General features: G+C 63.7%; 13 protein-coding genes. 12 read left to right on the top strand and 1 reads right to left on the bottom strand.

Annotated features, from left to right (window positions below; genetic code table 11):
• The first annotated feature begins 45 nt into the window (after positions 1-45).
• The 11 genes from ACIQTZ_RS19900 to ACIQTZ_RS19850 all read left to right on the top strand — a co-directional run bounded on the left by ACIQTZ_RS19900 (position 46) and on the right by ACIQTZ_RS19850 (position 7,824).
• On the top strand, positions 46-252 hold the full coding sequence (locus ACIQTZ_RS19900) for a hypothetical protein (protein WP_402983202.1): 207 nt from the start codon (positions 46-48) through the stop codon (positions 250-252).
• Positions 253-325: 73 nt separating this feature from the next.
• Positions 326-1,345 (top strand): DJ-1/PfpI family protein, encoded by a 1,020-nt coding sequence (locus tag ACIQTZ_RS19895; protein WP_402950282.1) that lies wholly within the window; start codon positions 326-328, stop codon positions 1,343-1,345.
• Between the two features lie 29 nt (positions 1,346-1,374).
• Positions 1,375-1,842: a nuclear transport factor 2 family protein gene (locus ACIQTZ_RS19890; RefSeq protein ID WP_402983199.1), complete on the top strand. Its 468-nt coding sequence runs from the start codon at positions 1,375-1,377 to the stop codon at positions 1,840-1,842.
• The gene (locus ACIQTZ_RS19885) at positions 1,842-2,342 is read left to right on the top strand and encodes a nuclear transport factor 2 family protein (protein ID WP_402983196.1); all 501 of its coding nucleotides are present in this window, start codon (positions 1,842-1,844) and stop codon (positions 2,340-2,342) included. Before ACIQTZ_RS19890 ends, ACIQTZ_RS19885 begins: the two co-directional genes overlap by 1 nt.
• A gap of 19 nt (positions 2,343-2,361) precedes the next feature.
• Positions 2,362-3,879 carry a toluene monooxygenase gene (locus ACIQTZ_RS19880; RefSeq protein ID WP_402983193.1) on the top strand — a complete coding sequence of 506 codons (1,518 nt, stop codon included), beginning with the start codon at positions 2,362-2,364 and terminating at the stop codon, positions 3,877-3,879.
• A 2-nt stretch (positions 3,880-3,881) separates the two neighbouring features.
• Positions 3,882-4,187, top strand: a complete 306-nt coding sequence (locus tag ACIQTZ_RS19875; RefSeq protein WP_400333515.1) for a toluene-4-monooxygenase system B family protein — start codon at positions 3,882-3,884, stop codon at positions 4,185-4,187.
• Positions 4,184-4,495, top strand: coding sequence for an MmoB/DmpM family protein (locus ACIQTZ_RS19870; protein WP_400333513.1), 312 nt, complete (start codon positions 4,184-4,186; stop codon positions 4,493-4,495). The genes ACIQTZ_RS19875 and ACIQTZ_RS19870 overlap by 4 nt, the downstream gene beginning before the upstream one ends.
• On the top strand, positions 4,495-5,505 hold the full coding sequence (locus tag ACIQTZ_RS19865; RefSeq protein WP_400333511.1) for a hypothetical protein: 1,011 nt from the start codon (positions 4,495-4,497) through the stop codon (positions 5,503-5,505). The genes ACIQTZ_RS19870 and ACIQTZ_RS19865 overlap by 1 nt, the downstream gene beginning before the upstream one ends.
• Before the next feature lie 5 nt (positions 5,506-5,510).
• Positions 5,511-5,840 carry a Rieske 2Fe-2S domain-containing protein gene (locus tag ACIQTZ_RS19860; RefSeq protein WP_400270240.1) on the top strand — a complete coding sequence of 110 codons (330 nt, stop codon included), beginning with the start codon at positions 5,511-5,513 and terminating at the stop codon, positions 5,838-5,840.
• Positions 5,837-7,075, top strand: coding sequence for an NAD(P)/FAD-dependent oxidoreductase (locus tag ACIQTZ_RS19855; protein ID WP_402983189.1), 1,239 nt, complete (start codon positions 5,837-5,839; stop codon positions 7,073-7,075). The genes ACIQTZ_RS19860 and ACIQTZ_RS19855 overlap by 4 nt, the downstream gene beginning before the upstream one ends.
• Positions 7,072-7,824 (top strand): iron-sulfur cluster assembly protein, encoded by a 753-nt coding sequence (locus tag ACIQTZ_RS19850; RefSeq protein ID WP_402983186.1) that lies wholly within the window; start codon positions 7,072-7,074, stop codon positions 7,822-7,824. Before ACIQTZ_RS19855 ends, ACIQTZ_RS19850 begins: the two co-directional genes overlap by 4 nt.
• On the opposite strand, the gene ACIQTZ_RS19845 is transcribed toward ACIQTZ_RS19850, so the two are convergent.
• On the bottom strand, positions 7,821-9,215 hold the full coding sequence (locus tag ACIQTZ_RS19845) for a GntR family transcriptional regulator (RefSeq protein ID WP_402983183.1): 1,395 nt from the start codon (positions 9,213-9,215) through the stop codon (positions 7,821-7,823). The two genes, ACIQTZ_RS19850 and ACIQTZ_RS19845, sit on opposite strands and share 4 nt — an antisense overlap.
• Before the next feature lie 161 nt (positions 9,216-9,376).
• On the opposite strand from ACIQTZ_RS19845, the gene ACIQTZ_RS19840 reads away from it, so the two are divergent.
• Positions 9,377-10,726: a flavin monoamine oxidase family protein gene (locus ACIQTZ_RS19840; RefSeq protein ID WP_402983180.1), complete on the top strand. Its 1,350-nt coding sequence runs from the start codon at positions 9,377-9,379 to the stop codon at positions 10,724-10,726.
• Positions 10,727-11,096: the final 370 nt, after the last annotated feature.

Raw genomic sequence — 11,096 nt, 5'->3', positions numbered from 1 at the left:
TGAACTCACGCAAACGGACCGGGGGAGGCAAGGAAGGTGACAACGGTGAAGCAACGAAGCGCATCGGGGTTCCACACGCAGCAGACGGAAACCGCGGATGCCCTGCGGTCCAGCGGCCTGCAGTCCGGCGTCCTGCAGTTCGGGCACCCCGTAGCCCGTTGGGACCGCTGGAGCGACTGCCAGGTCTGGCCCGACTGCCTGGAAGCGGACGACGGCGGGTCCCCGGCCGAGCGCCCCAGGGCAGTTGCGTGAAGCCTCCCGAGGAATACAGGAATCCGCAACATCGCAGCAGGAATCTACATCCCTTAACAACCAGGAGTTACTCATGACCCGTATCGCCTTCGTTGTCTCCAGCGCACAGGAGATCGACCTCCGCGACAGCCCCGGGCACCCCACCGGCTACTGGGCCGAGGAAGCGCTCAAGTCCTACGAGCGTTTCGTCTCGGCAGGTGCCGACGTTGTGGTGATCACTCCCGATGGCCGTCCGCCGGTGGCGGACCCCTACGGACTGGAGCCCATCTTCCACTACCCGGATAAGGACAGGGACTACTTCGCCTCGGTGTACAGGACCTTCCACCACGATCCCGATGACATCCGGATCACCCTGCAGCACACCACGGAGCTGGAACTCGTGGCTTCGCGCAGGATCGCTGCCCTGCTGGTGGGGGCTGGATCAACCGATCAGGAAGCCCACCAGCTGGTCAGCCTGGCGGCGAAGACCGCGTGGCAGGAGAACCGGAAGCTCGTGGACGTCATGGTTGCCGAGGGACTGACCGGCGGCCTGTCTGAGGTGGCGCTGCGGGCAGCAGTGACGGAACTGGACGAAGCCAGCTCCGCCGTCGCCAAGGAACGCAAGGCCCGACTCGATGCCATCCCCGGTTTCAACAACCCCGTGGCCCTGTCCTCGCTGAGCGAAGAGGAGCTCGCCGGCTTCGACGCCGTCTTTGCCCCCGGCGGCCACGGCCCCATGGTGGACCTCCACGACAATCCGGACGTGGGGCGGCTGCTGGCCATCCTCCACGAAAAGGAAGCGCCCATTGCCTCCCTTTGCCACGGTCCGGCGCTCTTGCTGTCCGCACCGGAGCGCCACGACGGCCAATGGCTCTTCGAGGGCTACCGCTTCACGTCGTATACCGACGACGAGGAGCAGCAGAACCACATCGGCATGCTAGGCATGCCGTGGCTCCTGGCCGACGCCCTCCAGAACGCCGGCGGGATCTTCGACGACGCACCCTACGCCTGGGCATCCCACGTGGTGGTGGACCGCAATCTCATCACCGGTCAGAACCCCAACTCCACCGAAGCAACAGCCGACGCCGTGGTGAAAGCCCTGGCACTGGCATGAGCCAGTCACCAACCCTGAAGGAGTCAACCATGTCCGTTAGTCCCCGGCAGACCGTCGACGCATTCCTGAACGGCTTCCGCCTCAAGGATGTCGACGCAGCACTCTCCACGGTTTCCGACGATGCCAAGGTGACGGTCTATCCGCTGCTGGTGGTGGACGGAACCAAGAGCGTAGTCCGTAGCCTCCTGGAAGACATCGTGGCGGCCTTCCCTGATGTGCTGGTCACCGTCAAGAACGTGATCGAACTCGAACGGGGCCGGGTGATCGTGGCCGAGTTCAAGATCGAAGGAACGCAGGCCGGCGATTTCCTCGGCGCGATCAACCAGGAGAAGCACCTGGACCTGGACACGGCGTGGCGGTTCACGCTTTCCGGCGAGGAGAACACCAGCCGGATCACCGGAATCGACGCCTACTGGTGCCAGAACCAGCTCTACCGCCGGCTCGCAGTGAAACGGCAGGACCAAGTCACGATCGTCAAGCAGAAGGTGAATGCGTAATGACACTCTTGGAAACCCCCGCAGGAACAACCGCAACGGCAGCCCCCACGACGGCGGGTGCGGCAGTCGCCGTCGTGACCGAATTCTTTGACGCCTACCGCCGGCGCGACGTCGTCGCCATGACCGATCTGTGCACCGACAACGCCGACTTCTCCTACATCCCGTTCGAAGTCTGGGCCAAGCAGCGCGTTGTCCGCGGAGACGGCAAGGTGCGCACCATCGGCCGCGTGATCTGGAGCGGACTGATCAACGCATTCCCCAACCTGGGCAACGAGATCTACCACATCGACGGCAATGACAACGGGGACGTCGTGGTCTCCTGCGACATCAACGGCACACAGCAATCCGCCTGGGGGTTCATCACCTCCCAAGGCCAGTACTTCGCCGAACCGCACCTTTTCATCATGCACGTCAACAGCCACGGCCTGATCGACAGCATCCGGGCCTATTGGGACAACGCAGGTGTCAACCGACAACTCGGCCACCTCGAAGTCGACTAAGAGAGGAAGAGAACACACCATGGCTCTGCTTAAACGAGAAGAATGGCAGGACTTCGTCCGCAACACCGACTGGACCCTGTCCTATGTGGATGACGAGGCCGTCTACCCGGACTGGCTGACCGGAACCGGCAAGGTCCCGCGGGATGCCTGGCTGAAGTGGGAAGAGGGCTACAAGGTCAGCTACCCCGAATACGTCTACACGCAGCGCGAGAAGGAAGCCGCAACGTACGCGGTGAAAGCGGCCCTGCAACGCACGTCCACGTTCGACCACCTGGACGAAGGCTGGAAGTCATCGACGAAGATGCACTTCGGCGGCGTGGCACAGGTGGAGTACACGGCAATGCTCGCCGAACTCAAGATGGCCCGTTTCGGCCTCAACGCGGCCTGGCGGAACATGGCGGTCTACGGACAGCTGGACGAGTTGCGGCACAACGCGCTGACCACCTTCTTCGGCCACGAACTGGTGGCCAAGGATCCGCAGTTCGACTGGACCCAGAAGACGTACAGCACCAACGACTGGGTCCCGGTGGCCCTGCGTACGCTGTTCGACGGGTTCATGACAACCTCCAACGCAGTGGACTGCGCGCTCATGCTGCCGTTGACGTTCGAGACCGGCTTCACCAACCTGCAGTTCGTGGCCTTGTCCGCAGACGCCCTGCAGGCCGGCGACATCAACTTCGCCAGCATGATCTCCTCCATCCAGACGGACGAAGCCCGGCACTCCCAGCAGGGCGTTGCCACGCTGGAGATCCTGATCGAGCACGATCCCCAGCGCGCCCAGTGGGTCATCGACAAGGGCTTCTGGGCCAACGCCCGCGCCTTTGCCGCCCTCACCGGCCCGGCCATGGACTACTACACCCCGCTGGAACACCGGAAGCAGTCCTACCGGGAGTTCATGGAGGAGTGGATCGTTGACCAGTTCGTCCGCACCATCGAGGACTACGGGCTGAAGAAGCCCTGGTTCTGGGACGAGTTCATGCGCGGCCTGGACACCTGGCACCACAGCCTGCACATGGGCCTGTGGTGGTGGCGGCCCACTCTCTGGTGGAAGCCGACCGCCGGCGTCTCCAAGGACGAACGCGACTGGCTGCGCGAGAAGTACCCCAACTGGGAGGCCGTCTACGGCGACAAGTGGGACACGATCATCGACAACGTCAACGCCAACAACGTCGCCGCCACGCTTCCCGAAACCCTCCCGTGGCTGTGCTCCACATGCCACCTGCCCATGTGCAACCCGACCCAGTCCCGCGATGGATCGTGGCGCATCCGCGAACACTCACTGGACTACAACGGCAAGAAGATCCACTTCTGCAGCATCGCCTGCCGCCAGATCTGGTGGAAGGACCGCGACAACGTCAACCACCAGACGCTGGTGGACCGCTTCCTGGCCGGCCAGATCCAGCCGATGACCGTGGAAGGCATCCTGGGTTACATGGGCCTGACCCCGGACGTCATGGGCGACGACCCGGACTACGCAGCCTGGACCAAGGACTACGTGGGCCGCGAAGCCAGCGGCCTCATCCGGGTAGGTGGCTAGCCATGACCGAGCAGAAGATCGAACTCGGCGTCGAAGACCGGGCACCGGAGCTTGTCCCGCTCAACGCCATCTTCTCCACGGACTTCGTGTCCATCCTGGTCCCCGTGACCACGGCCAACACCATGGACGAGGTAGCGGCCGCCGTCGCGCACCATTCCGAAGGACGCCGGGTGCGGGCACTCCCCTACCCCAAGGTGGTGGTCCACAAAGGCCGCACGCTGCCCGGCTACATGACTGTGGCAGAAGCCGGCATCACCGCCCTCGATTTCGTTGCGGTGGAGTACGACACATCAGGAGCTGCATCATGAAGAACCCCGTAGGCCCGGTCTTCAGGATCGGCGACGAAGTGGACAAGATCATCTCCGCCTTGGAAGACGACAACCCGGACACCGAGATCGAGGTCATTGACCGCGGCGCGTACGTGCGGGTCCAGGCCGAAGACAAGCTGGTGCTCACCGAACCGACGCTCCAGGACCACCTCGGCCCGGACTACCGCATCCGGTCCCTGGAGATCGTGATGTCTTCCTTCTCCGGCCGCGTCTCCACGGAGAGCGACTCCATCATCTGGCAAACAGCCGAGTCCGCGAAGGCCGGCGCCACGAAGGGAAGTAACTGATGAACGCCCCCGCACCACGGCAGCGCAAGCTCCGCACGTTCAGCGCCTTCGGCGATGTCCGCCGGCTGCCCAGCGAATACGAAATCGTCACGCACGCGCAGAACTGGAACACCCGCGCCGGCAAGGCCAGCGTGTTCGAGCAGAACCCGTCGTCGCCGGGCAACCTCTGGTTCCTCACCTACCGCGAGAACTCGCCGTTCCAGGCCGATAACTGGGAGGACTTCCGCGACCCGGACCAGATCGCCTACCGGTCGTACGTGAACCTGCAGGCCAGCGAACAGACAAAGCTCGACGGCGTCCTGGAACAGTACGCCGCTGCCGACGAGTCTCTGAGCCAGACCCAGGTGGAGATCCTCGGAACGCTGTTCACCCCGTCCCGTTTCCTGGTCCATGGGTTCCAGCAGGCCGAGGCCTACGTTGGCTTCATCGGCCCCAGCTCCTACGTGACCTCCGCAGCCGGTTATGCCAATGCCGACTTCCTGCGCCGCGTCACCACCATCGCCTACCGGACCAGGGCTTTGCAGATCGCCCACCCTGAATCCGGCATCGGAGACCGCGAACGGGAGATCTGGGAGCAGCACCCTGCCTGGCAACCGGCGCGCGAAGCGATCGAACGGGCCTTGATCGCCTACGACTGGGGTGAGGCTTTCACCTCGCTGAACCTCGTCCTCGGACCCACCCTGGACGACCTGCTGATCCGCCAGTTCGGCGAGGTCAGCCGGGCCAACGGCGACGAACAATCCTGGTTGCTGTCCAACCATCTTGCGGAGGACAGCAACCGGCGCAACCGCTGGAGCGGGGCGCTGGCCAAGTATGCGCTGGCGCAGCGCCCATCCAACGAGGCTCCGCTGCACAAGTGGATCAACCGTTGGTCGGAGCTCGCGGACGCCGCAGTTGAGGGGCTTGCCCCGCTGCTCGGCATTTCGGCGGCGGAAGCCGTTGCAGGCGCACGGACATCCCGCGCGCAGTACCACCAGGACATCTTCGAAATGGCAGAGAAAGTGAGCTGATCGAAATGAGCGAAACAATCCCACAGACGTGGCACGAAGTCTCCAACATCGACGACCTCTGGGAAGGCGAGATGACCGCCGTCGAGGTTGAAGGCAAATCAGTCCTCCTGGTCAACAACGACGGCGAGGTGCTGGCGTTCAAGAACCGTTGCCCCCACCAGGAGTGGCCGTTGGACGACGGCGACCTCGACGGCAGGAAACTTACCTGCGCCCAGCACCTGTGGGAGTTCGATGTCTGCACCGCCAAGGGCATCAACCCGTCCACGCATCACCTGACCCAGTACCCGTGCCAGGTGAACGATGAGGACGGCACCATCTCGGTGAGCATCCCGTGAGCAGGGTGGTCCTGGTTGGCGGCGGGGTGGCAACCACCGCCACCGCCGCCGGCCTCCGCAATGCGGGTTTCGACGGCGACATCGTCCTGGTGGCTGATGAGGAACACCTCCCGTACGAGCGTCCGCCGCTGTCCAAGGAGTATTTGGCCGGCACGTTCGACCGCACGGATTTCCAGGTGAACCACGAGGGCTGGTACGCGGACAACGATGTGGACCTGCTGCTCGGCACCCGGGCCGTGGGCCTGGACGTGGCCGAGCGCCGGGTGTTCCTCTCCGACGGCGGCTCGCTCGCCTACGACTCGTTGGTGCTCGGAACCGGCGCACGGGCGAAGACCCTGCCCGGGTTCGGTGGCCAGCGGGTCCACGTCCTGCGTACTATCGCCGATGCCGAGCGCCTGGGCGCCCAGATCAAACCGGGCCGCCACCTGGCCGTCCTGGGTGCCGGGTTCGTGGGCTGCGAGCTGGCGGCTGTTGCCGCCGGCCGCGGTGCCCGCGTCACGGTGTTCAGCCCTGGCCCTCTTCCGCTCCGGTCCCTTGGACCGGAGATCGGACAGGCCATGCTGGACATCCACCGTGAACAAGGCGTGGAGATGCGCATGGAGGAGACGGTCACTTCCATGACGGAGACCATCTTCGGCCTGGAGCTCCACACCAGCAGCGGCGCGGTCATCGAATGCGATGAACTGCTGGTAGGCGTCGGTTCCGTGCCGAATGCGGAGATTGCGGCCGAGGCCGGGATAAAGGTCGACGGCGGCATCCTCACCGATGAGCATGGCCGCACCAGCGCACCAAACGTGTACGCGATCGGCGACGTTGCCGCCCGCTATCATCCCCGGTACGAGCGGCGGATCCGCGTGGAACACCACGACACTGCCATGAGGCACGGCGCCAACCTGGCCCGGAACCTCCTGGGGGAATCGGAACCGTTCACCGAGGAGCACTACTTCTGGTCGCACCAGTATGACCACAACCTGCAGTCGCTGGGCTATGCCGACGGCGGTTCGCGGGTGGTCCGTGGTTCGGTTGCCGACCGCTCATTCTCGATTTTTTCCGTTGTGGAAGGGCAGATCAGGGCCATGGTTGCCTTGAACCGGCCACAAGACCTGCTGCAGGCACGCAAGCTCATGGCCGTGCCGCACCAAGTCACCGGGGAACAACTCTCCGACGAGGAGTTCTCCTTGAAAAGCCTGCTGCCCCAGAGAACACGGCAGCCGCAAAGGGAGGTGCGAGCATGACCCTGCTGGCAGAAACCACAGACATCATGGTCCGGGAGCCCCAGCTCAGGATCGCAGAATCGGAAGCTTCCGCGGCGCTTGCCCGGGTGATGGGAAAGCCTGCGGAAGAGGCACGGGCCAAACTCCGCTTCGGGCCTGGAACCACCAGTGAGCAACTGGCCCGCGTCCTGGACAAGGCCCTGGCCCACGCCCAGCAGGCGGGGCTGGCACCGCAAACGCTGGTGCTTTACGCGGGAACCGCCGTGGCAGCAGAGGATATTGTCCGTATCCGCCGCAAGGCACATGGCGTGGCCGACTGGATCTCCAGCCCCACCAGCGAAGTAACCATTGTGCTGCGACCTGCCGGTTTGGCCTCCGTGACGGCACTGCCGTTCCCGGTCACCCGCTCGGCTGTCCGGCCCGAACCGGTGCAGGTGGAACGCGAACCCGTGGTGGAGACTCCGGAAGAGGCCACGGTCCTGGAAGCGTTGTACGAGGTGATCGACCCGGACCTCGGCGTCAATGTGGTGGATCTGGGATTCATCCGCCGAATCCGCATGGAGAACCCCGGCCACGCGGCCATCACCATGACGCTCACCTCGGCTGCCTGCCCCTTGTCCCACGTGATGGAGCGCAACATCGGAGCAGCATTGGCCACCCGGGAAACCACGTTTGAGGTGCACTGGGAATGGGTGCCCAGCTGGCGACCTTCGGACATTACTCCGGACGGCCGCGAACAGCTCCGGGCCATCGGCTTTTCTGCTTTCTAAGGTGCGTTGTGGGGCCAGCTAGCGGCGGTTTCGGGAGTTTGTTGCTCCGCTGACCGCTGCTGGTCCATGGCCTTGATGTGCTGGGCGAGGTAGCTCAATCCGTCCTCCATCTTGGCCTGCCAACTCATGGTGGCTGCACGGAGATCCGCCGCATCGATCGCTTCGAAGATTGCCGTATTTTGCTCAAGGATCTTCTTGGGCGAGAAGGTGTATCTGGCGCCGAGGACAGCGAAGTGCATGAAGGCCTGCTTGGTGAGTGTCTCCATGATGGCCGGTATCCGGTTGAGGCCGGAGGACTCGAACAGGGCGATCTGGAAGTCCATGTCCAGGTGATGGGCCCTCGCCACATCATTGCGGCGGACGCTGTCTTCCAGTTCTTCGAGGTGTTTCAGCACACGCACACGGGCCTCCGGACTCCAACGGCTGGCCGCCCGGACCACGATTGCCCCCAGGGCCCGGCGGGCCATGTAGGTTTCCGTGACGTCATCCAGTGTGGGTATCCGGACCACCACGGAGTCGGACCTCGCTGCGGTCACCAAACCGTCCTCGGTGAGTGCCCTGATGGCAGAACGGACATCCCTCACGGGCGCACCCAGCAGACGGCTCAGTTTGCCCAACGATATTTCGCTCTCTCCGGAGAACGTTCCGTCCACCAGCCCTTGGCGGATGGCAGCAAGGACATCCTCAGCCAGTACAGTCCACGGCTCCGCAGCGTCCATCAACCGGGCTTCGGCACTGGTTGTATGTTTCCGGTCCACGGTCCACGAAAACGGCGTCCGCCCTCCGTGGTACCAACGCCGGATACGCCACTCGAGGTCGGCCAGATGTTCTCCAGTGGGCACTTCGGGCAACATGTCCAGGGCTGCCACCAGCTTTTGCCACAGCCATGCATCCGGAAGGCGCACCGCAGGTTCAAGGCCGGGCGGAACTGCAAAGTCCCCGCTGACCAGGACGATTGCTTCATCGAGGCGGTGTCCGTTGGAGGCCAGCAAGTCCCACAACTCCCGGTCCGGGTTTCCGGCCCCGGAAGCGCTCGGGGCACTCCGGAGCAGGTCCGCGGCGAGAATCCCGCGCACCCGCCTCTTGCTGATGATGGACAGCCCGGCAGCGAACCGAACACGGGCGGCTCGGACAGGGTTCAGGACAAGGCAAGATCCAGCTGTTCCAACGGCGAAGCCAACCAACACCATGTGCCGCTCGCCCAGCAAGGCGCGGACTGCCTCAACTGATCGGTCCGGCTCGGTGAGCTCCCGCCAGGTTCGGGCTACGAACGATTGGCTGACACCCACGGTCTCCGCTATCTGACGGCTGGAGCCTTTGGTCGATTGCATCCAGAGCGGCGCCGTCAGGACAGCCCGTTTCAGTTCACTCCGGTCACTTGCCCTCACCATGCGGCAAGTCTAGGCAGGCAAGCGGGCTGACTCAAAGACTCAATACTGCGCCGCTTCCGCTGTGAGGTATTCCCTTCGCAAAGGGCGCCGCCAATCATGGAGACCGAAGCTCCGGCGAGTCCAGTTCCGGGCGCACACCCACCCCTTCCCAAGGAGAGAAAATGTACGATGTCGCCGTCATCGGTGGAGGCCCGGCAGGCCTGGCTGCCGCCTACAACCTGGAGCGCGCGGGCCAGAAGGTAGTGCTGCTTGAGGAAACGGGCCGTCTGGGAGGACGGGCTAAAACCGTGGACATCCAAGGCGAACCCGTCAACATGGGCGCGATGTTCGTCTACGCGGGAACCGCCTCACATGAGCTGGCCCTGGAACTCGGCGTCCCACTGACGCCGTTTGAACCCACCACCTTTGGCCTGCATGTCAACGGAGAGACCGTCGTCTCCGACGACAACGATGACCTGGTCAATCGGCTTCCCCTTTCCGAAGAATCCCGGGAGGCGTTGCGGACCTTCATCCAGCGGGCGAGCTCGGAATACTTCGCCAATACCGTGGATGGCCAACTCCGGCCGGCGACGTCGGGCTTCGGGGACGAATCAGCCCAATCACGGATCGACGGATTACCCAAGGATGTCCAGGAACTACTGACGGCAGCCATCAGGGGCGGGTCTGTTGCTCCGCCGTCGGAACTCAGCGCCACCTACGCACTCCGGTACTTCGCGAGCTATTTGGTGCAGGAAAAGAAGAACCGCATGGTGTCCTTGGGCGGCATGGAGGCGATTCCGGCTGCCCTGGCGAGGTCATTGGAGCACACGGACGTGTTCCTCAACCACCGGGTGGAGTCCGTCACGGAAAATGTCGACGGGACCTGGAGCCTGGGTACCGCAGCAACGGGCCCCGGAGGCGCATCATCCAGCAACGATTCGCCCGCCCGGCTCCTTGCGAAGCACGTGATCATATCCGTCCCTGCCCCGAGGATTGCCGCCATGGTGCAGTTGCCTGAGTGGAAGACGGATGCTCTGAAGGCGGTGCAGACTCCGGGTTCCACCGAACTCGGAGTAGTAGTGGACATCAGTTCGCCCGAGCTTGCCCACATCGACGACTGGGCCTTCATTGCCGCCGCCGGACGCGTCTTCGATGTGGCCATCAACCCCCGGCCCGGCCGCAAGGACGGTACGGCCCAATTCGTCTGCTACGGAAACACGGCGGGTTACCTCAAGGACGCCAATGAACCCGACTCCAGCGTGCTCGACGAGTGGCTTGAAGAGTTCCTGGCTGTTGTACCGGAGCTGCGCGGACACGTGGTCGGGGCCGAAATCCAATCGTGGGAGCACTGCTTCTCCCTGTTGACCCCAACGCGTGCTGCCGCCCTTCCGGCCCTCCAGGAACCGGTGAACGGCACTCTGCATTTCGCGGGCGACTACTCCTCCGAAACGGCCGGAACGCATGGAGCGTACGCGGAGGCCAAGCGGGTCAGCCAGCACATTCTGAGCGGCGTATCAGCACAGGTTTCCTGAGTCCGAAAATCTCCCTCGGAACCCTATTGCATTAATCATTCAATAATGTATTCTTTAGATGTGATCAGGACCACAGGCATTTGAGGTCCACTTCACACCGACCCCGAACCGCCACCAAGCACCAGCGGGAAGCCGGATCGGTACAGGCCGTGCTTGGCCTCTGCAGAAGACGTCCACATCAGCGGGACGCTCGGAAGCTCATACGAGTCATCTAATCGAAGGAACCAAAAATGGGCTTAAGTTTTGGCACGAAAGCTCCCCCTACGGCTCTCACTGGCGAGGTCGAGGTGGCCGGGCTGGGTAAGAAGTACGGGGTCATCCAGGTCTTGAAGGACGTGAACCTGTCCATGGCCGAGGGTGAGGTGGTGTC

It is taken from the genome of Paenarthrobacter sp. NPDC090520 (assembly GCF_044769205.1).
Classification (GTDB): domain Bacteria; phylum Actinomycetota; class Actinomycetes; order Actinomycetales; family Micrococcaceae; genus Arthrobacter.
This window is presented reverse-complemented; position numbering and strand designations above follow the sequence as displayed.